Here is a 21,773-nt window from a genome sequence, read left to right as displayed (position 1 = left end):
TTGGTGCCTATTCTTAGAATATTGGAAGAACGGAGTGCCCTTGCGATGGGCAAGGATCGGAAGCCTGGTTGCGCCAATCCGTCGTTGGCTGAAGTCGCCGCGGCACGTTTCAGCCGTCGCCAGGCGCTAACCGGGTTGGGTGCCGGTGCGGCGGTGCTGTCGACGGTGGGCGGCCTGGGCACGACGATCGCGACGCGGATCGCGTCGGCCGCGGGGGCGTCCTCCAGCCTGACCTTCATCGAACCGGAGCGGATCCTCGACGGCAAACATCGGGTCGCTCCCGGCTACCGGGCGACGGTTCTTGTCCGCTGGGGGGATCCGATCGTTACCGGTGCGCCGGACTTTGACCCGGGCCGGCAGACCGCGGCGGCGCAGGCCCGGCAGTTCGGCTACAACAACGACTTCATCGCCTATATGCCGTTGCCGCTCGGTTCGCAGGCGTCCGATCATGGTTTGCTGTGCGTCAACAACGAATACACGTTGGCCCACATGATGTGGCCGGGCTTCAAGAACAGGGGCCAAGCCCAGGACAGGCTAACCCGCGCCCAAGTCGAAATCGAAATGCAGGCGACCGGCCATTCGGTGGTCGAGGTCAGGCGCGGCAAGGACGGCTGGCGGGTCGTGGCCGACAGCCCCTATGGACGCCGCATCACGGCGATGACGCCGGTCAGCGTCTCGGGCCCGGCAGCGGGACACGCGCGGATGAAAACGCCGGCCGATCCGAGCGGCACCAGGGTGTTGGGAACCGTCAACAATTGCGGCGGCGGCAAGACGCCGTGGGGCACCATCCTGATTTGTGAGGAGAACTTTCATTACTATTTCGGCGGCGCCATCGCCGACCGCGATCAGGCCAGCCACTATCGCCGCTACGGGGTGAAGGAGAAGGGTCTGTTCGGTTGGCGTCGATTCGATGACCGCTTCGATCTCGGGATCGCGCCCAACGAACCCAACCGTTTCGGCTGGGTGGTCGAGTACGACCCCTACGACCCCAATTCGGTGCCGGTCAAACGGACCGCCCTCGGCCGCTTCATGCACGAGGCGGCGGCGACTTGGCTCGACAAGAGCGGACGGGTCGTCGTCTATAGCGGCGACGACGCCGTTTTTCAGTATCTCTATCGATTCGTCAGCGACGACGTCTTCGATCCGGAGACCCCGGCGCGAAACCGGGATCTTCTCGATCAAGGCGTGTTATCAGTCGCCCAATTCGCGGACGACGGCAAGGTCGCATGGCTACCCCTGGTATTCGGCAGCGGACCGCTGATAGCCGCCAACGGATTCGCCAGCCAAGCCGACGTCGTCATCGAGGCGCGCCGCGCCGCCGAGTTGTTGGGCGCGACACCGATGGATCGGCCCGAAGACGTCGAGGTCAACCCGGTGACCGGGCGGGTCTACGTGATGCTGTCGAAGAATTCCAAACGTTCTTCGGGACGGGCCGATGCCGTCAATCCGCGCGGTCCCAACCCCTATGGCCATATCGTCGAGTTGTTGCCGCCAGGGCTCGACGGCGACCGCGACCACGGCGCCGGCGCATTCGGATGGGAGATCTTGCTCCTGGCCGGTGATCCGCGCGCCGCCGAAGCCGATGCCACATACCACACGGCGGTCTCGGATCGTGGCTGGCTGGCGGCCCCCGACAATTGTACTTTCGATCGGCGCGGCCGACTGTGGATCGCGACCGACCAGGGCCGCCACGGCAAAACAAAGATTCCCGATGGGCTCTATGCCTGTGACCTGGACGGCGAGGGCAGGGCGCTGACCCGGTTCTTTTTCGGCTGCCCGCGGGGGGCCGAGATGGCGGGGCCGGAATTCACCCCGGACGGCCGCACATTGTTCGTTTCGGTGCAGCATCCGGCCGACGAAAAGCGGTCGACGTTCGACCGGCCTTCGACGCGATGGCCCGATTTCGACCCGTCGTTGCCGCCGCGGCCGTCGGTCGTTGCCATCACCAAGCAGGATGGCGGCGAAATCGGCGATTGAACCGTTTTGATTATCCGATGCAGGCGGCGACCGCCTTGGGCAGTGTGCGCATCATCTCGAAATAAGCGTTAAGACCCCGCTGGTCGGAGTGCAGGGGGTCGATCTCGACCGCACGCAACGCGTCGCCCTCGGCCACGCCGCCATTCATGAGGTCCTCGAATTGCGGCTGAACCAACACGCAGCGCGCGTCGAGGGCTTCCGCCTCTTCGATCAATTCATCGATATGGTCGGTCGATCCCAGAGACACCGGACCGGTCATCAGCGCGCCGATCGCCTCGAGACCGTATTTCTGCTCCAGGTACTGCAGCGCGTCGTGCTGGGTGACGAACGGTATCCCGCGATAGGGCCCGAGCGCGCGCCGCAGCTGCCGGTGCAGGCCGCCGAGCCGGGCATTGATGGTCCGGGCATTGCGTCCGTAATCGATCTTGTGGGTGCGATCGATTTCGATGAGCGCGCGGCTGAACGCGTCGACGAGCGCCGCGGCGTTGTCGGTATCCAGCCACAAATGGGGGTCGACCGTACCGTCCTCTGGCACCGGATCCTTGGTCCACATTCCGGTCGTGCGTAGCGGCAGTTTGACCGGCAGATCGAGGTCGGTGATCTTGATGACCCGCGTCGTCTCCGGCAGATCGGCAACCGCCTCGGCCATGAAATCGTCGAGACCGTCGCCGGCCCAAATGACCAAATCGGCCTCGCTCAGCTTGCGCTTCTGCGACGAACGCAAGCGATAGTCGTGGGGAGAAACCGTCCCCCGCACCAAGAGCTCGGGTATCGCGACCCGATCCATGATGCCTGAAACCAGCGCATGAAGGGGTTCGATGCTGACGACGACGCGCGGCAATTCGGCCTGGGCTGCGCCAGTACCCGCCACCGCCGCGACGGCGATCATCCATATCATGGTAAAGCTGCGTTTCATTGCCGCCCCAAGATACCTTTTTGCCGCGCGGATTCCTAATTGTTATAGTATAACATATTGTCACCTTCCGCTGCTCCGGGGCAAACCGATGAGCATTCCCGAATCGCCGCCGGTGGCGCGTTTCGCCAGACCGGGACACGATCACCGCAGGTGCGTCGAAGCGGCGCTGGCGTCGGCGGCCGATCTGTGCCGGCGGCGCGGCGCCAGGTTGACCGGAACCCGCCAACGAATCCTCGAGCTTGTGTGGGCCGAGCACCGACCGGTCGGTGCCTATGAGTTGCTGGCCGCGCTCGGTGAAAGCGGCCGGAGCGCGGCCCCGCCGACGGTTTATCGTGCCCTCGATTTCCTGCTTGCCCAGGGCCTCGTCCACCGCATCGAGTCGTTGAACGCCTTCGTCGGCTGTCCGGCGCCGGGCCAGCCCCATCGCGGGCAGTTCCTCATCTGTCATGGCTGTGGCGCGTCCGCCGAGCTTCACGATCCCAAGGTCGATGGCGCGATACGGCGGAGCGCCGGTGGCGCCGGATTCAGCGTCGAGCGTTCGACCGTCGAAGTGCTCGGCCTGTGCCCGCAATGCGGCGACCGGCCGGCGTCCGCCGATGACGATTCCGCCACCCACTGACCCCGACTTCTTGGTGCGTGCGGAGGCGATCGATGTCCGCATCGCCGGGCGCACGGTCATCACTCAGGTCTCGGTCGCCGTCCGCGCGGGCGAGATCGTTACCGTTATCGGCCCCAATGGTGCCGGCAAGACGGTGCTCGTACGAACCCTCCTGGGTTTGCTGCGGCCGGTAACCGGGCGGATCGATCGCCGCTCCGGCTTGCGGATCGGCTACGCCCCACAGAGGCTTCATATCGATCCGGTATTGCCCTTGTCGGTCAGCCGCTTTCTCGCCCTTGCCGGGCCGACGGGTCGGGCCCGGATCGAGGCCGCGCTCGCCGAAACCGGAGCCGCCGGTGTCGTCGATGCACCGATCCAAAGCATTTCCGGCGGCGAGTTCCAGCGCGTCTTACTGGCACGGGCGCTAATGCGCGACCCCGACCTGCTCGTTCTCGACGAGCCGGTCCAGGGCGTCGACATCGGTGGCCAAACGAACCTCTACCGTTTGATCGCGGAACTTCGCGACCGGCGCGGCTGCGGTGTCCTGCTGGTTTCGCACGATCTCCATCTGGTCATGGCTTCGACCGACCGGGTCGTCTGCCTCAACCGCCATGTCTGCTGCACCGGCCATCCCGATGCGGTCGCCCAAGACCCCGCCTATATCGAACTGTTCGGGCCCGAGGCCGCGCGCCAGGTGGCGATCTACGTCCACGACCACGATCACGATCACGACGCCGCCGGCAACATCGTCGGCCAGCGCCGCGCGCCGCCGTCCGACGCGGCCCACCACGACCATGGATGATTTTCTGCTCCGCGCACTCGCCGCGGCGGTCGGCGTGTCGCTGGTTGCCGGCGCCGTCGGCTGCTTCATTGTGTGGCGGCGTATGGCCTATTTCGGCGACGCGTTGTCGCATTCGGCGCTGCTTGGCGTCGCGCTCGGGCTGATCCTCGGCATCGATCTCAATGTCGGCATCGTTATCGCCTGCACCCTGTTCGCGATTTTTCTGGTCGCCCTGCAACGCCAGCGTACCTTGGCCAGCGATACGCTGCTCGGCATCCTGGCCCACAGCGCGCTGGCGATCGGCATTATCGTCATCGCCTCGTTCGAGACCGTTCGTATCGATCTTCTGTCCTATCTGTTCGGCGATATTCTAGCCGTCGACGGAAGAGACCTGGTTTGGATCTATGGCGGCGGCGCGATCGTCATCGCCGCCCTGGCATTCCTGTGGCGCTGGTTGCTGGCGCTTTCGGTCGACGAGGATCTGGCCCGGGTCGACGGCGTTCCCGTCGATGCGGTTCGCCTTGCGTTGATGTTCTTGATCGCCACCGTCATCGCCGCCGCGGTCAAGATCGTGGGCGTCTTGCTGATCACCTCGCTGCTGATTATTCCGGCCGCGACGGCGCGGCGCTTCGCCCGCACGCCCGAACAGATGGCATTGCTCGCCGGCGGCATCGGCGCCCTGGCCTCGGTCCTCGGCCTCGCCGGATCAGCCCAATGGGATACGCCGACGGGGCCGACGATCGTGGTCGCGGCGACAACGTTGTTCGCGCTGTCCTTGCTGGCGCCGGCGGCCCGACACTAGAGAGGAGCCGCTTCGACCGATCTCAAGAACGATCTAGGTCGTCGATTCTTCGGTCTCGTCGTATTCGATGATCGGCGCCGGGCGCGGGTTGCGCCGTCGGATGATGATATCGCCTTCGGGCGTCATCTCCGGTGGGTCGTATTGCGGGACGGCCTCGAGGAACAGCTGCATGGCGTCGAGCATGCGCTCGACGCTCTCGCGCATCATCTGTTCGGCCTGTTCCCGCGTTTCGGGGTCGAGATAATCGTCGAGGCCGCGCGGCTCGGACGATTGGGCCCAGGCGGAAGTGGAGAGGAGCAGGCTCGAGGCGAAGAGAGCAGGGGCGATTTTGCGCATGGCGGTTCTCCTCATTCGCCTCAGGGTAAGCTTCAATCATGGCCCCAATGTGGCCAATTGGTTGCGCTCTAAAACGCCGATTTCGGTTGACCGTGACGCAATTCGACGACGAGCCACACGGCCAAGGTAAACAATACCAGCGCGCCCGCCTGATGGGCGACGGCCAAGGGCAGCGGAACGAACAACAGCAGCGTCGCGATACCGAGCCCGACCTGGATGCAGGCGAATATTGCAATGGCCGCGGCGAGAGCGCGCGCCCGCCCCTCGATCCCGTAGATCCCCGCGAAGCAAACATAGGCCAGGGTCGCGGCCAGGGTCACGATCGCCAACAGCCGGTGATTGAATTGCACGGCGGCGATGTTCTCGAAAACATTGACGATGGCGGGCTCCATGGCGAAGTACGCTTCCGGCACCACCGCGTCACCCATCAGCGGGAAGGTGTTGTAGGCGAGACCCGCGTCGAGCCCGGCGACGAAGCCGCCGGAGACCAGGGTCACGAAGACCAGAAACGGCAGCACGGCGGCGGTGCGATGCGAGGGGCCGAAACTGGTCGCCGGCCGCGTCAACAGGCCGAGGGCGACCCACAGCATGTAGCCGTAGATGACCACCGCCAGGCCGAGATGGGCGGCGAGGCGGTATTGGCTGACCTCGGGCCGGTCGACGAGGCCGCTCTTGACCATGTACCAGCCGAGCAGGCCCTGCAAACCGCCGAGGACGAACATGATGACGAGCTTGGGTGCGAGCGCGCGGTCGAGATAGCCGCGGACCAGAAACCACAGGAACGGCAGCAAAAAGACGACGCCGATCAGCCGCCCCCACAGACGGTGGATGTACTCCCACCAGAAGATGGTCTGGAAGTCGTCCAGCGACATCCCGGCATTGACCTTCTCGAACTGCGGCGAGGCCTGGTATTTGACGAACACCTCGTGCCATGCCGCCTCGGTCAACGGCGGCAGCCAGCCGATCAGCGGCCGCCATTCGACCATCGACAGCCCCGACTCGGTCAACCGGGTGATGCCGCCGATGACGACCATGGCGAAAATCATCGCGCAGCACAGCAAGAGCCAGATTGCGATCGCCCGGTAGCGGGGCGGCGGTGGGACGAATTGCACGGACATGGGCGGCGTTTCCAGTAGGCAATATCGACGATTGGTAGTCGAGCGCCATCGCGACGGCAACCGGGTTGCGCCCTTATACCAAGACTCGATGATAGGGACTCATCTCATGGGCGCAAATCGGGTCATCCGGGCAGGCGCGGTGCGAAGCGCGATGCCGACGCATCGGGCGAGGGCGGCAATGCCGCGGATGGCCGCCCAATCCGCAACAGAATTGATCCCATATGATCCGACAAGGCTCTAGTGAGCGGACAAAATCCCCGCGGTGAGGTGGGTTCCTATCATCGAGCCTTGGTATTGTGCCGCAGCGCCGTTGACGACCCGGCACGGGCTGATTAACGTGCGCGCCCGATCCCCCGGGAAGCGACACCAGACCACGGAAGCGATCATGGCCCAAGATCTCGATGCCCTCGAGAGCCAAAGCATCTTCATCCTGCGCGAAGCCTACAACCGCCTCGACAAGATCGGCATGTTGTGGTCGCTGGGCAAGGATTCGAACGTCATGGTGTGGCTCGCCAAGAAGGCCTTCTTCGGCCATGTCCCATTCCCCGTGATCCACGTCGATACCGGAAAGAAGTTCAAGGAGATGTACGAATTCCGCGACCGTTACGTGGAGGAATGGGAGCTGATGCTCATCCAGGGCCAATGTCCGCCGATCGAGGACATGGACCAGTCGCTGCCCCCGGCGGCGCGGTCGGCGGCGCGCAAGACGGCGGGGCTCAAGAAGGTCATCGAGGACGGCGGCTTCACCGGGGTCATCGCCGGCATCCGCCGCGACGAGGAAGCGACCCGCGCCAAGGAACGGGTGTTCAGTCCGCGCGGCGATCACGGCCAGTGGGACTTTCGCGACCAGCCGCCCGAGTTCTGGGATCAGTTCAAGACCGATTTTCCGCCCGGCACCCACGTCCGCATCCATCCCCTGCTGCACTGGACCGAGATCGATATCTGGCGTTACACCTTGCGCGAGGGCATCCCGACGATCGGCCTCTACTTCGCCACCGACGGCAAGCGCTATCGCTCGCTCGGCGACGAGGACATCACCGCGCCGGTCGCCAGCACGGCGACGTCGATCGAGGAGATCATCGACGAACTTCGCGACACCAAGGTCGCCGAGCGTTCCGGCCGCGCCATGGACCATGAGAGCGAGGACGCCTTCGAACGGCTCCGCGTCGAAGGGTACATGTAGGGCCTTTCGCGAAGGCTTGCCTCGCCCGCGCCGTCACCCCATGCTGACTCCCTGGCGGCGCTACTGAGCTCGCCTTGACAAACATCTCTTGTGTCTCCTGAACTTGGACGCGGTGCGATCCGCGACGATCGAATTCGATTGACCCGGCACCGAAAGTCAGTGAACAACCTCGCCTGCTCTTTGGTGTTGTACGGCTTCGACCTGCACTCGGCCATCGGCTTCGTCCTGGGCATTTGACCTGTCGCCGCCGGACACGCTTATCACATCGGACCAGTCGGACAGGTTCGATAGTCCGCCGCCAGCGATTACCGAAGGTCGCGGCGGCACCGTCCTGCCGTCGCCGCCGTCGTCATAGAGATCGGCCAAGGTCAGCCCGCTCTTTTGAAGCACGTAGTCCTCCGGTCTTGGTGCCGGCCCGCAATAGGGTAAGGGATGCGGTTGTTCCCCGTCGCGAACGATCAAGCCATTCGGCAGGAGCGTGTATCGGTGGCGCTCGATATAGTCGATGAACGAGGTCGCCGTCCCATCGGGTTTCAACCGGAGCGTTCCGGCACGGGCGCGGGTGGCTTTCCAGTCTCGCCGCCCCCATTCAGTTATGTAGGCGATCTGCACAAATTGGTCCCCTTCGCTGCCGACCTCGCAGTTAGTCGCCGCACGAATGCGGCAGCCATCGTCGCGGATGACGACGCCGTCCTCGCGGATGATGTCCATGAGCGGTTTGAAGATTCCGCCGTCCGTCAGATAAACATGGCCGGGGGTGACCAGCGTGCCGTGGAAGTCGATGACCCTTTGGTTATGATTGACATAGGTGCGGGTCACGCGCTTCGGCACCAAGCCGCCACGACCGTTGTCGTGCTCAGGATCGAAGGCCATGACCATGTCGCCGACCCTAATCCGTTCGATCGGCTTTTCCGATCCGTCCGCGAGCTTGATCGACGTCCCGGCCGCGAAGCAAAAATCGGCCGGACTAAGCCTAATTGCGTTGGGATCGTCGTCGTCCATCCCACCCGTAATAATGATCCCGGTTTCCATTTCGGCGGGATCGTATTGGGCGTAGGCCTTGTCATAGGCCAGCCGAAGTGCTGTGTCGTTGTCTAACCCGGCACTGATCAACGTATCGAATTCTAGCTTCATGATTTCTCCGAACCGACGGGCGTGAACCATCGTGACAGTTGCATCCCTGCCGATAGGCGCACCGGGCGTGTTCGTCTTAGCAATAACCTCGTCTATGATGCCTAAGGTAAATAGGTCGAGAGCTTGAATTCGTTCCCCAGGTACGCCGACACTTGCTAATGTTTCTGTGGCTCTATTTGCACGTTCGACGTGAAAAATTTCCACAAACTGCTCAACACCAATTACAGGGTTGTTTAATTCTCCGAGCAATTCCGTCACAAGACCTGCCATACTCTCAATCATTGTTTTCGGAGGATGAGTTTGTGCAATTAATACCATACCTAGTGGCTCCTTCCGTTTGATTGAATCAGTCTTTGGCTTCGAGTGATCTGCGACATTTGTCGTATGCAGAGGACAAGTAGTAGTCCTGAAAATAGCCTGGGAAATACGGGACTTGGCACATTCGGTGTCTTACTATCGATTGGCCAATACACTCGACCGAGCCGGGCCTTTCCCGCTGGCACCAGGCCGACGCAGATGATAGAAGAGAATCTCCCCGTCCCGCCGCGCTCAAAAGCCACGCCTCGGCGTCGCGTCTTGCGTTGGCGAGGATGCGAGCGTCGATCGGTTTATTTTGCGCCAGCAATTCCGCCATTGGATTTGAGGCGGCGTGGGCTCCCAACTGGTATTGCGCAAGCAGTTGAGCCAGTGGCGTCAGGGCCGCCTGGGGTGTGCCCATGATGGCGACGTTGAGCCACATTAGGCCCTGCTCGGTGTCGTGGTCGTCCTTGGCTCGGTTCAGGTATGCAGACGCAAGAGCCGTATGAAGCACCGCGTCACCGTCGGGGGCAATCTCCACCATCTTGCCGATTTGCTCGGTTGTCAGACGCTGGCCCTGTAAGGCAGGAATGATGGCGATGCGTGAACTGGCCAGAATGCGTCCGTTTGCCGCAGCCTTCTCAAGCCAGTGTCTTGCGATTTCGTTGCTATCCCCAGGGTCGGACGTTGCCAAGTAGGTTTCACCCAACAGATACATCGCGTCTGGATGGCCGGCATCTGCCGCCAGGTGCAGATATTGGAGACCAACGTCACGCGGATTTTCAATCTTCGCTAACGTGGGTAAATCGGATTGCCCCTCTTGGACAGACAGCAAGGTGCTCCCTAGCCAGTAAAGGGCTGATGGTTCACCGTCCTCGGCGGCCAATTCCAGCAGACGGATCCCTTTCTCATATTCGCCGTCCAGAATTGTCCCCTCTGCCAGTAGATAGCCCAACAGAGCCGCCGCTCGGGTGTCGCCGTCCATGACGGATGCTGACAAAAGAGATTGAGCGAGTTCGAACTCCCCTGCTTCGAGCCTGTCCACAGCTTCATCGAAGGAGGCGGCCGACCCGCGCGATAACGACGGCACAGAAATTCCCAGGAGCAGGAATGCGAATATCAGCACAAACTTGTTCAGGAGAACCATGCCTAACCAGCGACCTGGCAAGACCGCAATTGCAGTCCAGTTGTCCAAGGACTGTGTGCGTCCGTGTTTTTTCAGATTGGCCAATGCATTTTGCGCGCTGAACTCACGGCCCCGATTGGAAAACTTTCGATTAGTACAACCGACGCTATTGACGGACGGCAACGAAAGTCAACCGGTATGGTGTGCACATCCGCACATACTCCGTTCACGGAGCGCTACGGCTCCGCGTCGAAGGGTACATGTAGGGCCTTTCGCGAAGGCTTGCCTCGCCCGCGCCGTCACCCCATCCTGCAGGTTTCGCGATCGCCCGGAGAGCGGTTGGGAGTGCGCCCATGTTCGAGCTGACCGACGACCAACGGAACCTGCAGCAGGCCGCCCGCGACCTCGCCGAATCGGCAATTCGCGCGCGCGCGGCCGAGGTTGACCGCAGCGAATCCTACCCCTGGGACAATGTCGAGAAACTGACCGCGGCCGGTTTCATGGGCATGACCATCCCGGTCGAATACGGCGGCCAAGGGCGGTCCTATCTCGACACCGTCGTGGTGATCGAGGAAATGGCCAAGGTCTGCGGCGTCACCGCGCGGATCGTGGTCGAGGGCAATATGGGCGGCATCGGCGCCATCATGAAATACGGTAGCGAGAAGCAGAAGCGTCTCGCCGCCGAACTCGTCCTCGCCGGCGACAAGCCCGCCATCTGTATCACCGAGCCGGAGGCCGGCAGCGCGGCCAACGAAATGACGACGCGCGCCGACCGGCGCGGCGGCGGTTATGTCCTCAACGGCAAGAAGCACTGGATCACCGGCGGCGGCGTGTCGCGGCTCCATGTGATCTTCGCCCGGGTTTACGATGAGCACGGCGACGAGCTGGGAATCGCCGGTTTTCTCGCCGTCCGCGGCGAGGCCGAAGGCCTGCGGGTCGGCCAACGGTCCTACGCCATGGGGCTCCGCGGCATTCCCGAGACCGAGATCGTCTTCGAGGACCTCGCGGTGCCCGAGGACATGGTGCTGGTGCCGCCCGACGGCTTCGCGCGCGGCTTCGCCAATTTGATGAGTGCTTATAACGGGCAGCGTGTCGGTGCCGCCACGGTCGCGCTCGGCCTCGCCCAGGGCGCCTACGAGCTGGCGCTGGAGCGGGTCAAGACGCGGCACCAGTTCGGGCGTCCGATCGCCGAATTCCAGGGCCTGCAGTGGATGCTCGCCGACATGGCGACCGAGCTCGCGGCGGCCCGGCTGATGATCTGCAAGGCGGCGGCCGGCGCCGGCGACGGGTTTCCGGACATGGTACAGGCGGCCCAGGCCAAGATCTTCGCCTCCGAAATGGCGCAGAAGGTGACCAACGACGCGTTGCAGATGTTCGGCGCGGCCGGCTATGGCCGCGATCTGCCGCTCGAACGCATGGTCCGCGATGCCCGCATGTTCACCATCGGCGGCGGTACGGCGCAAATCCTGCGCACGGTCGTGGCCGGCGGACTCCTCGGACGCAAGCTGCCGCAAACCCGCGGCGGCGATGCCGGGCGCTGAGCGCAATCGAAATCGACCCGGGAGCCCGCCCATGCAGACCGACGCCCTTGGATTGATAGTCACCACCCGCGCGCCCGCGGCGGTCGCCGCCTACGACACCGCGCTGATGGCCTATCTCGAATACCGCCTCGCCGCCCAGGCGCACGTCAAGGCGGCGTTGGGGGCGGACCCGCAGTTCCTCATGGGCCTGTGCTTTCGCGGCTATATGCTGATGCAGCTCGGCACCGTCGAGATCGCCGACAAGGTCGCCGGCGTGGTCGCCGCGGCGAAGGCGCTCGCCGGCGATGCGACGGCCCGCGAGGCCGGGCACGTGGCGGCACTCGAGCATTGGGCGGCGGGCCGCGTCGGCGACGCCTGTCGGCTGTGGGAGGAGATCCTGATCGAGGCGCCGGGCGACCTGTTGGCCCTCCGCCTGCACCATTTCATGAGTTTCTGGCAGGGCCGTCGTGCCGCCCTACGCGATCTGCCGGCGGCCGCCGCCGGACGGCTCGACCCGGCGATGCCGGGCTATGGTTTCGTTCTCGGCATGCTGGCCTTCGGCCTCGAGGAGTGCGGCGACTACGCCGAGGCCGAACGCTACGGCCGCCACGCGGTGGAGCTGAACCGCGAGGATCTGTGGGCGGTGCACGCGGTGGCCCATGTCCTCGAAATGCAGTGCCGCCACGAGGAGGGCACGCAGTGGCTCGATCAGCCGTTCGGCACCTGGGACGACCGCAACCCGTTCAAGGATCATCTGTGGTGGCATGCCGCCCTGTTCTCCCTCGAACTCGGCGATTTCGACCGCGTGCTCGATATCTATGACCGCGAGGTCAGGGTCGATGAGACCGGCTTCTATCTCGATGTCCAGAATGCCGCCTCAATGCTGATGCGGCTGGAGCTGCTCGGCGTCGATATCGGCGGCCGCTGGGAGGCACTGGCCGACATCGCCGAGCAGCGCAAGGACGACCACGTCCTGCCCTTCACCGACGCCCATTTCATGCTCGCCTTCACCGGGGCCGGACGGATCGCCTCAGCCCGGACCTATCTCGATTCCCTGAAGCGTTTCGCCGCCGCCGGCGGTGCCGACGCCGCCGGGGTGACGGCATCGCTTACCGTGCCGCTCGCCGAAGGCTTGCTCGCCTATGGTGAGGGAGCGTGCGGCAAGGCGGTGGATCGGTTGCTGCCCATGAGGCACGAGATGGCGCCGCTCGGCGGCAGCCACGCGCAGCAGGACGTCTTCCAGCAGATCCTGATCGATGCCGCGATCCGCGACGGGCGCACGGAACTAGCCCGCAGCCTGCTCGCCGAACGCGCCGTACTACGCCCGCGCAGCCGCTGGGCTCACGATCGGTTGGCCGCGCTGGCCTAGAAAGCCACCGGACTAGGCGCCGCCGGACTCGGCCAGCGGCCGCAGGTGGCGGTTGATGTCGGCGCTGTGATGGCGGGCGACCTTGCCCGCCGGATCGAGCGCCTCGGTGAAGAAGAACTCCGGCAGTTCATCATCATCTTCGGTGAACCCGGCCTGCTTGTTGAACTCCCATTCCATGCGCAGCGCCTCGCGGCCGAGGTCCTCTAGGAACGACGTGTCGTAGGCGGTGCCGTGGGCGTCGTTGAGGGCGTTGACGATGAGCTCGCCGCTCTTCGCCGTGACCGAGCGGCCGAACAGGCACAGGCCCAAGGAATCGGCGACCGCGCAGGCGACCTGGGTCTCGTAGCTGACCTCGACCAGTTCCTCCGTTGTCTTGTCGGCGCTGCGGAAGTGGGGCAGGTTGCCGGTCGTGTGGTCGGCGCCCTGCGCCGTCACCATCATCGAAATACCGGTGACCTCGATAACCCGCGGGTCGTAGGCGCTGATGCCCTGCTTCTTGATCACCGGGACGCGCGCCACGTTGTAATGCTCGCCAACCCGGGCGGTGCCCTGGGCCAGGATGCGGCCGCGTTCGGTGCCGTGGCGAATGTCGTCGAGGGCCGCCGCCATGAAGGCGCGATCGCCGAAGGCGCCCTCGCCGGCCTCCATCAGCACACCCAACGTGGCGCCGAGCTCGATGGTGTCGATGCCGAGATCGTTGGCGATATTGTTGAGCAGTGCGACATCGTCGGGATCGTCGAGCCCGCAATTGCTGCCGAGCAGGCCGAGGGTCTCGTATTCGACCGGCGAGCACATCTCCTCGCCGTTCTCGTCGGCGTAGATGTTGCTGCATTTGATCATGCAGCCCGGCATGCAGGCATGGGTCGGCTCGCCGCCGCGCGCCAGGTTGCGCTCGCGAATATGGTCGCCGCCGAGCTCGAAGGTCTTCTCCGTGGCATCGACCACCTGGCCGGCGCTGAAGTTGCGGGTCGGCAGGCCGCCGATCTTGTTGGTGAAATCGGCCATCATCGCGGTGCCATAATCGCTGAAGGTCTGGATCGCCGGTTCTTCGCCCAGCCGCTTGCCGTATTCGCGGACCGCGCCCATCACCTTCTTGCGGTCGTTGAAGGTCGGCATCTTGTCGCGGTCGACGACGATCGCCTTGACCTTCTTGCTGCCCATCACCGCGCCGACACCGCCGCGGGCGGCGAGCCGTGTCGGACGCCCTTCGGGGTCGGTGAACGAGATACCGGCGACCAAGCCGAGGTACTCGCCGACCGGGCCGCAAATGCCGAGGCTGACCTTGTCGCCGTATTTATCGAACAATAACTTCGCCGTCTCGAAGGCGCCTTTGCCCATGTAGGGGGCGGCGTTTTCGTATGTGATGTCGCCGTCCTTGGGGATGTGGATGACGACCCAATCGTCGGCGGCGCCGTAGAGCGTGAAGCCGGAGATCTCGAGCTGGCCGAGGGCGAAGGCGAAGGTGCCGCCGGCATTGGCCTCCTTGATGCCGCCGGTGAGCGGGCTCTTGCAGCCGACGCTGAGCCGGTTGGCATTGGAAAAGTTGGTGCCGGCAAACGGCCCGGCTGAAAAGATCAGCGGGTTTTCCGGGGACAACGGATCGACGGTCGCCGCGCCGCGTTCGAGCAGGGTCTTGGCGATAAAATGGCGACCGACGCGGATGACGTCCTCGCCCTCCAATTCCTGTGTTTCGACGGACCGATCGTCGAGCTTGATGTGAAGGTATCTGCGCATATCGATTTCACCCTGAAAACGCGTTGTTCCGAAAGGTCCGGCCCTTCGCCGGCCCAAATGCATAGTCGCATGATGCCGCTATATCGCCCATTCGGGCCGATCACGCCACCCTCATGCACGGACCCATACTATCGGACGGCTGTTGTTTCCTTACAACTATGACAATCACCGGTTCGGTCAAGCGGGATTGGAGCGTTTGGCGCCGGTTGATCGGCGTATTCCCGATCGATGGCGGCGCCATGGGCGATACCGAAATGAAAGAGCGTTCGCGGGCCACGCCCTTAGCGCGGAAAGACAGGCTTGGCCGACGCCCACTCCGCCGGCGCGACGACCCGGAACACGCCGTCCTGGACCTGGTACAAGACCATCGGTTTGGCGATATTCTTGCCGCTGGCGTCGAAACGGATGCGGCCGAAGAAGGTGGCGAGATCGGTCGCCGCCAGCGCGTCCCGGACGGCGCCGCCGTCCAAGGATCCGGCGCGTTCGATCGCGTCGACCAGGGTCAGCACGGCTGCCGAGGATTCCGCGGCCTGATAAGGCGGGGCGTAACCGAACGCGCGCTCGAACGCAACGGCGTAGTCCTCGGCACCGCCGAACCAGCGGCCGGAGTAGGGCAGGCTGCGGTCCCACTGCGCGGGACAAATCACGTCCTCCGCGTCGCCGCCGAACTTGCCGATGATGTCGGCGGCGTCGCAATGGGTCACGATCAGGGCCGGTACGGCGACCCGCATCTCGGCGACCTGGCGGACGGCGATCGTCGCGCCGCGCGAATGCCCGGAAACCAGAAGGGCATCGGGCCGCAGCGCCTTGACCTTGGTCAGGATCGCGGTCATGTCGTTGACGTCCGGCGGCAGCTTGTCGTCGATGACGATTTCCATGCCGTAGCGGGCGGCATCGGTAAGGACGCCGGCACGCACATCCTGGGACGCCGGGTCGTTCTCCGTGGCGAGCGCGATGCGCACCGACGACGGCGCCCGCCCGCCGCTTTCGGCCAAATCGGCGAGCAGATCGATCGCGCTCGAAAAGTATTCCTCCGATGTCGAAAGGACCGCGAATAGGTACCTGTAGCCCTGCGTGAACAGAGAACGGGCGGAGCCGTTTCCCTCCACCATCGGTATGCTATAGGCCTCGGTGATCGGAGCGATCGCCTGGGTCAGGGCCGAGCTGTACGGGCCGAGCATGAATTTGACGCCGTCCTGTTTGATCAGCCGCTCGGCCAGGGCGGCACCGCGAACCGGCGTCGATTCGTCGTCGTAATAAGCGATCTCCAGGCGGTGGGTGCGATCTCCGACACGGACGCCGCCCAGGGCGTTGATCCGCTGGACCGCCAAATCGTAGCCAATGCCGGCATGTTTGCCGTTGGTCGAAAACTTGCCGGTCTCGGACAACACGGCGCCGACGATGAGGGGTGCGTCCTCGGCCGCCAGCGACGTCACCGAACAAATCGCGAAGGCGGCGACGAAAAAAAGGCGGACGATCACGGTGAATTCAGGTCGGCGTTCGGCGCCGCGGATTGGAACGCCGAGGCTTATACCGTCCAGGTATGGCCGGATCGCAGCATCCCGTTGAGGTCGTCATTGCTGGTCACCGATCCGCCGAGCGGCGTGTTCTGGGGGAAATTGGCCTCGTAGGGGGTCGCCGGGTCGCAATACAGCACACCGACGGCGACCGGGAAGTTGGGCGGTTCCATCGCCGCCAGCAACGCTGCCAGCCAGTGGTTGGTCTCGTCGTGGAACATGACATCCTTTTCGGTGAAGCCGTTGTCGCCGATCGTGACCACCTCGACATCGAGCGTGCCGGGGACCAGGCGCAGGCCCTTGTCGCGGTCGGCGCCGAATATCAGCGGCTTGCCGTGCTCGACATGGATCTGGGTGTCGGCCGCATGGGCGCGCTCGGTAAAGGCCGAAAACACGCCGTCGTTGTAGACGATGCAGTTCTGGAAGATCTCGACGAACGAGGCACCGTCATGGGTGTGGGCACGCTTGAGGGTCTCCGGCAAGTGCTTCTGGTCGGTATCGATGGCGCGGGCGACGAAGCGCGCGTTGGCACCGAGCGCGAACTGCGCCGCCGATACCGGGCTGTCGACCGACCCGCGGGGCGTCGACGGCGACCGCGTGCCGACTTTCGAGGTCGGCGAATATTGGCCCTTCGTCAGGCCATAGATCTGATTGTTGAACAGCAGGATCTGCATGTTCGGATTGCGCCGCAGGATGTGCAGCATGTGATTGCCGCCGATCGACAGCGCGTCGCCGTCTCCGCTGACCACCCAGATATCGAGCTCGGGATTGGCCAGCTTGGCGCCGGTCGCGATGGTCGGCGCGCGGCCATGAATGGTGTGGAAGCCATAGGTCGAGACGTAGTAGGGGAAGCGCGCGGCGCAGCCGATGCCCGAGATGAATACGGTCTTCTCGCGCGGCACCTGCAGGTCGGCCAAAGTCTTCAGCACGCCTTTCAGGATCGCGTAATCGCCGCAACCGGGGCACCAGCGGACGTCCTGGTCGGAGGCGTAATCCTTCGCCGTCAGCGTCTCGGGCAGCTTGGGCGCGCTCATCTCAGTCCTCCAGCAGGCGGCGCGCCGCCTCTTCGATTTCGGAAATGCGGAAGGGTTGCCCCGTCACCTTGTTGAGCCCGTGCGCCGGAACCAGGTATTCCGCGCGCAGCACGGTGCGTAGCTGGCCCGAATTCATTTCCGGTACCAGGACCTTGTCGTAGCTGTCGAGCAGGGTGTGCAGGTTCGGCGGCAACGGCCAGATGTGGCGCAAATGGATGTGGGCGACTTCGAGGCCGGCATCGATCAGGTTTTCGACCGCGCGGTTGATCGACCCGAAGGTCGATCCCCAGCCGACGATCGCCAGCCGGCCGCTGTCCGAGCCGAGCTCGACGTTTTGGGGTGGGATGTCACGGCCGATCAGCTCGACCTTGGCCGCGCGCACGTCGGTCATGCGCTGGTGGTTGGCCGGATCGTAGGATACGTCACCGCTGTCATAGTCGCGCTCGAGCCCGCCGATGCGATGTTCGAGGCCGGGCACGCCGGGGGGCGCCCACGGCCTAGCCAGCGTTTCCGGATGACGGATGAAAGGATGAAATCCCTCGATTTCCTTGTGGAACATGCGGTCGAAGCGTCGCAAACCGGTAACATCGGGAATGCGCCACGGCTCCGCGGCATTGGCGATATAGCCGTCGCTCAGCAGCATCACCGGCGTCATGTGCTTGGTCGACAGGCGGACCGCCTCGACGGCGACTTCGAAGCAATCGCCCGGCGACCGCGCCGCCATGACCGACATCGGGCTGTCGCCGTTGCGGCCGTAGACCGCCTGATAGAGGTCCGATTGCTCGGTCTTGGTCGGCATGCCGGTCGACGGGCCGGCGCGCTGGGAATTGATCACGACTAATGGCAGTTCGGTGGCGATCGCCAGCCCGATGGCCTCGCCCTTGAGCGCGATCCCCGGGCCGGAGCTCGACGTCACGCCGATGGAGCCGGCGAAGGAGGCGCCGATCGCCGCGCCAACGGCGGCGATCTCGTCCTCGGCTTGGAACGTCACCACCCCATGCTGGCGCAGATTGGCCAGGGTGTGCAGCACCGCCGAAGCGGGGGTGATCGGATAGGAACAGAAGACCAGCTTGAGGTCGGCGAGATGGGCACCGACGACCAGGCCCCAGGCCAGCGCCTCGGTGCCGGTCACCGCCCGGTATTCCCCCGGCTCGATCTTCGCCGGGGGTACCGTATAGGCACTTATCTCGCCCGGCATCTCCGCGGTCTCACCGAAGGCGTGTCCCGCTTTCATCGCCGCAATGTTGGCGTCGGCGAGCTCGGGCCGCGCGGCAAATTTCTGTCTCAGCCAATCGGCGCTCGGCCGTATATCGCGGTCATAGAGCCAATAGACCAGCCCCAACGCCCACATGTTCTTGCAGCGCAACGCCTCCTTATTACTGAGGCCATAGGGTTTGACCGCGCCCAAGGTCTGGGCCGACATGTCGATCGGCATGATGCGGAATTTGGCGAGGCTTGAATCCTCGAGCGGGTTGTCGTCGAAGGTCGCCTTCTGCAGGTTGCGCTTGGTAAACGCGCCGGTGTCGACGAAGATCAGCCCGCCGGTGCACATGTCGTCGAGATTGACCTTCAGCGCCGCCGGGTTCATCGCCACCAGGACGTCTGGCGCATCGCCCGAGGTGCGAATCTCGCGGGCGCCGAAATTGACCTGGAATGCCGAAACGCCATAGGTCGTCCCGGCGGGCGCACGGATCTCGGCCGGGAAGTCGGGGAATGTCGCCAGGTCGTTGCCGGCGAGCGCCGTCGCCAAGGTAAATTGCGAGCCGGTCAGCTGCATGCCGTCGCCGGAATCGCCGGCAAAGCGGACGGTTACGCTTTCGAGTTCCTCGCGGGGTGCCTGCGGCCGCGGTACCGCCGGGGCAACGTTCATCGGTTCCAACCCTCGTCCCGCGGGTCCCTTCGCCCGCGACCATTCATCACGCGGTGTGCGACTCGATGGGATGCGACTCGCTGTGTAACAGAATCGACTTAATACCGCATGAATCCCGGATCAAGGATTATCTCGATCCGGCGCCGACGATCTCAGGCATATGAGACGTCAGCGCCGTCGCCGTTCTCGGTTTACCGGAATCTCCATGCGCCTGTCAGCAGTGCATACCTTCGAAGAAGCAACCCAGTCATATGGCGACGCCGGGTGCGGGTCAACCCCGGGCCAACGACGCGCACCTCTCGGCCATCAGCGGTAAAGCGGGTTGGGGTTGTCAAAACGGCAGCCCGCCTCCCAAGCCGAGCGCTGGTTGCCGTGGGCCGGAATGCCCCCGGCGTCGGTGATCATCCGGGCCATGTGCAGCAGGTTCCAGGTCATGAACGTGGTGTTGCGGTTGGTGAACTCGTTCTCCGGCCCGCCGGAATCCGGGTCGAGATAGGACGGGCCGGGACCGGCCTCGCCGAGCCAGGCAGCATCCGCCTGCGGCGGGATGACGTAGCCCAGATGCTGCAGCGAGTAGAGAATGTTCATAGCGCAGTGTTTGGCGCCGTCTTCGTTGCCGGTGATGAGGCAGCCGCCAACCCGGCCGTAATAGGCGTACTGGCCGCGGTCGTTGAGGTCGCTCGAGGTCGAATAGAGGCGTTCGATCACCTTGGTGCAGACCGAGGATTTCTCGCCCAGCCAAATTGGCGAGGTAATGACAAGGATATGAGCGGCTTTGACTTTTTCGTAAATCCGCGGCCAGTCGTCCTTGTCCCAACCATGCTCCGTCATGTCGCCGTAGACACCATAGGCGATGTCGTGGTCGACCGGGCGCAACTCGTCGACCTGCACGCCGTTTTTCTCCATGATGGCCTTCGACATGCGCACCAGGCCGTCGGTATGCGACATTTCGGGCGACTTCTTGAGCGTGCAGTTGAGGAACAACGCCTTGAGGTCCGAAAAGTCCCATTTGCTTTCGGCGCACCATTTCTCCTGCTGTTCATTGAGCATGATCGGCCCTGCCTTTCGTCGATTCAATTCGGTTCCGGGAATTACGGCCGGCCTTCACCCACCTGGCTCGAAGATGGCCGGCGGGCGCGGGCCGTCGCCGTGTCCTAATCGAGCGCCGACAGCATGTCCTCGATCGTCGTGAATTTGCGCCGCGGTGCGCCGCTGGTCGCGGCGGCGACCTCCGCCGCCTCGATCGTCTTCCACGCCTCGAAGGTCACCCACTTGACCCCACGCCCCCGCAGCAGGTCTTCGAGCGCGGCATGGCCCGGCCGGTCGCCGTCGGCGAAATCTTCGAAAATGAGATCGGCTGCGATCTTGCCGTCCGGCCGGTTGGTCGCGATGACACCGGTCGGCCCCCGCTTGACCCATCCGACGACATAGAGCCCACGTTCGACGCGGCCGTCGTCGCTGTCGATCAGGCCGCGCTCGTGATTGAATTCGACGCCTTCGATCGCCATCGACCGGTAGCCGATCGCCGGTACGACGAGGCCGCATTCGATATCGAAGAACTCGCCGGTACCCATGGCGCGGCCATCGACGACCTTGGTCCGTTCGAGCCTCAGGCCGGTGACCCGGTCGTCGCCGAGCACCGCCACCGGCGCCGCGTAGAACATGAAATGGACCCGCCGCTCGTGTTCGCGGTCATGCAACTCGGTGAAACCGCGCAGGGTTTCCAGGTTCTTGGCCTTCAGCCGCAAATCGCGGTCGGACATCTCGACGTCGATCGAATCCGGCAGGTGGTCGGCATCGACGACCGGAATGCAGCCCGGCAGATCGCCCATTTCGCGAAGCTCGACGTTGGTGAACTTGGCTTCGACGGGCCCGCGGCGCCCGATCATATAGACATCCGTGATCGGCGCCTCGGCAATCGCGGCGATGGCGTGGTGGGCGATATCGGTCGTGGCCAGGACGTCGTTCGGCTTGGTCAGCACGCGCGCCACGTCGATCGCCACATTGCCGTTGCCGATGACGGCGACCGCCTGATGATCGAGAGGCGGGTCGAGATCGGTGAAGTCGGGATGGCCGTTGTACCAGCCGACGAAAGCCGCCGATCCGATGACCCCGGGCAAATCGCTGCCGGGGATGGTCAGCAAATTGTCGTGGGGAGCACCGACGGCGAGGATGACGGCATCGTAGATGACACGCAGTTCGTCCAGGCCCAAATCGTCGCCAACGCAAACATTGCCGTAATAGCGCACGTTGTCGCGCATCGCCGTCTTCTCGAAATTGCGCGACACGTTTTTGGTCGTCTGATGGTCGGGCGCGACCCCGCCGCGGATCAGGCCATAGGGCGTCGGCAGCCGTTCGATGATATCGACCTCGATGTCGTCGCGGCCGCGCACCAGAGCGTCGGCGGCGTAAAATCCGCTCGGCCCCGATCCAACGATGGCGACTCTCAGGGTCATGGTCC

The 21,773-nt window shown here is 64.1% G+C and carries 18 protein-coding genes; 7 read left to right on the top strand and 11 right to left on the bottom strand.

Features of this window, described 5'->3' with window-relative positions:
• The first annotated feature begins 45 nt into the window (after positions 1–45).
• Positions 46–1,977, top strand: coding sequence for a PhoX family phosphatase (locus GY791_15465; GenBank protein ID MCP4329825.1), 1,932 nt, complete (start codon positions 46–48; stop codon positions 1,975–1,977).
• Positions 1,978–1,987: 10 nt separating this feature from the next.
• Here the strand turns inward: GY791_15465 and GY791_15460 are convergent, their stop codons facing one another.
• Positions 1,988–2,893, bottom strand: coding sequence for a zinc ABC transporter solute-binding protein (locus GY791_15460; protein MCP4329824.1), 906 nt, complete (start codon positions 2,891–2,893; stop codon positions 1,988–1,990).
• 88 nt (positions 2,894–2,981) lie between these two features.
• Between GY791_15460 and GY791_15455 the strand changes: the two genes are divergently transcribed.
• Genes GY791_15455 through GY791_15445 form a run of 3 tightly spaced genes read left to right on the top strand, consistent with a single transcriptional unit; the run spans position 2,982 to position 5,074 of the window.
• Positions 2,982–3,512 (top strand): transcriptional repressor, encoded by a 531-nt coding sequence (locus GY791_15455; GenBank protein ID MCP4329823.1) that lies wholly within the window; start codon positions 2,982–2,984, stop codon positions 3,510–3,512.
• On the top strand, positions 3,490–4,293 hold the full coding sequence (gene znuC, locus GY791_15450) for a zinc ABC transporter ATP-binding protein ZnuC (protein ID MCP4329822.1): 804 nt from the start codon (positions 3,490–3,492) through the stop codon (positions 4,291–4,293). The genes GY791_15455 and znuC overlap by 23 nt, the downstream gene beginning before the upstream one ends.
• Entirely contained in the window at positions 4,286–5,074 is a 789-nt protein-coding gene (locus GY791_15445) for an iron chelate uptake ABC transporter family permease subunit (GenBank protein ID MCP4329821.1), read from the top strand. The genes znuC and GY791_15445 overlap by 8 nt, the downstream gene beginning before the upstream one ends.
• A 33-nt stretch (positions 5,075–5,107) precedes the next feature.
• Here GY791_15445 and GY791_15440 read toward each other — a convergent pair whose 3' ends face one another.
• Together GY791_15440 and GY791_15435 are read right to left on the bottom strand one after the other, a co-directional pair.
• The gene (locus GY791_15440; GenBank protein ID MCP4329820.1) at positions 5,108–5,410 is read right to left on the bottom strand and encodes a hypothetical protein; all 303 of its coding nucleotides are present in this window, start codon (positions 5,408–5,410) and stop codon (positions 5,108–5,110) included.
• A gap of 68 nt (positions 5,411–5,478) precedes the next feature.
• Positions 5,479–6,528: a heme A synthase gene (locus GY791_15435; protein MCP4329819.1), complete on the bottom strand. Its 1,050-nt coding sequence runs from the start codon at positions 6,526–6,528 to the stop codon at positions 5,479–5,481.
• A gap of 385 nt (positions 6,529–6,913) precedes the next feature.
• Here GY791_15435 and GY791_15430 point away from each other — a divergent pair, with 385 nt between their 5' ends.
• Positions 6,914–7,711 (top strand): sulfate adenylyltransferase subunit 2, encoded by a 798-nt coding sequence (locus GY791_15430; GenBank protein ID MCP4329818.1) that lies wholly within the window; start codon positions 6,914–6,916, stop codon positions 7,709–7,711.
• 156 nt (positions 7,712–7,867) lie between these two features.
• On the opposite strand, the gene GY791_15425 is transcribed toward GY791_15430, so the two are convergent.
• Both GY791_15425 and GY791_15420 read right to left on the bottom strand, forming a co-directional pair.
• Positions 7,868–9,163, bottom strand: coding sequence for a hypothetical protein (locus GY791_15425; GenBank protein ID MCP4329817.1), 1,296 nt, complete (start codon positions 9,161–9,163; stop codon positions 7,868–7,870).
• 28 nt (positions 9,164–9,191) lie between these two features.
• A complete protein-coding gene (locus tag GY791_15420) occupies positions 9,192–10,373 on the bottom strand; it encodes a sel1 repeat family protein (protein ID MCP4329816.1) in 1,182 nt (393 codons plus the stop codon).
• Between the two features lie 248 nt (positions 10,374–10,621).
• On the opposite strand from GY791_15420, the gene GY791_15415 reads away from it, so the two are divergent.
• Together GY791_15415 and GY791_15410 are read left to right on the top strand one after the other, a co-directional pair.
• On the top strand, positions 10,622–11,809 hold the full coding sequence (locus GY791_15415; GenBank protein MCP4329815.1) for an acyl-CoA dehydrogenase: 1,188 nt from the start codon (positions 10,622–10,624) through the stop codon (positions 11,807–11,809).
• 31 nt (positions 11,810–11,840) lie between these two features.
• Positions 11,841–13,157 (top strand): tetratricopeptide repeat protein, encoded by a 1,317-nt coding sequence (locus GY791_15410; GenBank protein MCP4329814.1) that lies wholly within the window; start codon positions 11,841–11,843, stop codon positions 13,155–13,157.
• Positions 13,158–13,169: 12 nt separating this feature from the next.
• On the opposite strand, the gene GY791_15405 is transcribed toward GY791_15410, so the two are convergent.
• The 6 genes from GY791_15405 to GY791_15380 form a co-directional block, all read right to left on the bottom strand.
• On the bottom strand, positions 13,170–14,891 hold the full coding sequence (locus GY791_15405) for an aldehyde ferredoxin oxidoreductase (GenBank protein MCP4329813.1): 1,722 nt from the start codon (positions 14,889–14,891) through the stop codon (positions 13,170–13,172).
• A 281-nt stretch (positions 14,892–15,172) separates the two neighbouring features.
• Positions 15,173–16,372 carry an amino acid ABC transporter substrate-binding protein gene (locus GY791_15400; GenBank protein ID MCP4329812.1) on the bottom strand — a complete coding sequence of 400 codons (1,200 nt, stop codon included), beginning with the start codon at positions 16,370–16,372 and terminating at the stop codon, positions 15,173–15,175.
• Positions 16,373–16,419: 47 nt separating this feature from the next.
• Complete coding sequence (locus GY791_15395) at positions 16,420–17,442, bottom strand: 2-oxoacid:ferredoxin oxidoreductase subunit beta (GenBank protein MCP4329811.1); 1,023 nt, start codon at positions 17,440–17,442, stop codon at positions 16,420–16,422.
• Between the two features lies 1 nt (position 17,443).
• On the bottom strand, positions 17,444–19,312 hold the full coding sequence (locus GY791_15390) for a 2-oxoacid:acceptor oxidoreductase subunit alpha (protein ID MCP4329810.1): 1,869 nt from the start codon (positions 19,310–19,312) through the stop codon (positions 17,444–17,446).
• 306 nt (positions 19,313–19,618) lie between these two features.
• Positions 19,619–20,362 carry a flavodoxin family protein gene (locus tag GY791_15385; protein MCP4329809.1) on the bottom strand — a complete coding sequence of 248 codons (744 nt, stop codon included), beginning with the start codon at positions 20,360–20,362 and terminating at the stop codon, positions 19,619–19,621.
• Between the two features lie 104 nt (positions 20,363–20,466).
• Positions 20,467–21,768: an FAD-dependent oxidoreductase gene (locus GY791_15380; protein ID MCP4329808.1), complete on the bottom strand. Its 1,302-nt coding sequence runs from the start codon at positions 21,766–21,768 to the stop codon at positions 20,467–20,469.
• Positions 21,769–21,773 lie beyond the last annotated feature (5 nt).

This window comes from Alphaproteobacteria bacterium (assembly GCA_024244705.1).
Taxonomy (GTDB): Bacteria; Pseudomonadota; Alphaproteobacteria; order JAAEOK01; family JAAEOK01; genus JAAEOK01.
The sequence above is the reverse complement of the archived record's forward strand: the minus strand, read 5'-3'. Positions and strand labels throughout refer to the sequence as shown.

Excerpts from the sequence above, each read along its gene's own strand:
- GY791_15395 (MCP4329811.1), bottom strand. The coding sequence starts at position 17,442 with ATGAGCGCGCCCAAGCTGCCCGAGACGCTGACGGCGAAGGATTACGCC.
- GY791_15460 (MCP4329824.1), bottom strand. The coding sequence starts at position 2,893 with ATGAAACGCAGCTTTACCATGATATGGATGATCGCCGTCGCGGCGGTG.
- GY791_15465 (MCP4329825.1), top strand. The coding sequence starts at position 46 with ATGGGCAAGGATCGGAAGCCTGGTTGCGCCAATCCGTCGTTGGCTGAA.
- GY791_15410 (MCP4329814.1), top strand. The coding sequence starts at position 11,841 with ATGCAGACCGACGCCCTTGGATTGATAGTCACCACCCGCGCGCCCGCG.
- GY791_15425 (MCP4329817.1), bottom strand. The coding sequence starts at position 9,163 with ATGGTATTAATTGCACAAACTCATCCTCCGAAAACAATGATTGAGAGT.
- GY791_15430 (MCP4329818.1), top strand. The coding sequence starts at position 6,914 with ATGGCCCAAGATCTCGATGCCCTCGAGAGCCAAAGCATCTTCATCCTG.
- GY791_15390 (MCP4329810.1), bottom strand. The coding sequence starts at position 19,312 with ATGAACGTTGCCCCGGCGGTACCGCGGCCGCAGGCACCCCGCGAGGAA.
- znuC (MCP4329822.1), top strand. The coding sequence starts at position 3,490 with ATGACGATTCCGCCACCCACTGACCCCGACTTCTTGGTGCGTGCGGAG.
- GY791_15455 (MCP4329823.1), top strand. The coding sequence starts at position 2,982 with ATGAGCATTCCCGAATCGCCGCCGGTGGCGCGTTTCGCCAGACCGGGA.
- GY791_15435 (MCP4329819.1), bottom strand. The coding sequence starts at position 6,528 with ATGTCCGTGCAATTCGTCCCACCGCCGCCCCGCTACCGGGCGATCGCA.
- GY791_15415 (MCP4329815.1), top strand. The coding sequence starts at position 10,622 with ATGTTCGAGCTGACCGACGACCAACGGAACCTGCAGCAGGCCGCCCGC.
- GY791_15380 (MCP4329808.1), bottom strand. The coding sequence starts at position 21,768 with ATGACCCTGAGAGTCGCCATCGTTGGATCGGGGCCGAGCGGATTTTAC.
- GY791_15445 (MCP4329821.1), top strand. The coding sequence starts at position 4,286 with ATGGATGATTTTCTGCTCCGCGCACTCGCCGCGGCGGTCGGCGTGTCG.
- GY791_15405 (MCP4329813.1), bottom strand. The coding sequence starts at position 14,891 with ATGCGCAGATACCTTCACATCAAGCTCGACGATCGGTCCGTCGAAACA.
- GY791_15440 (MCP4329820.1), bottom strand. The coding sequence starts at position 5,410 with ATGCGCAAAATCGCCCCTGCTCTCTTCGCCTCGAGCCTGCTCCTCTCC.
- GY791_15385 (MCP4329809.1), bottom strand. The coding sequence starts at position 20,362 with ATGCTCAATGAACAGCAGGAGAAATGGTGCGCCGAAAGCAAATGGGAC.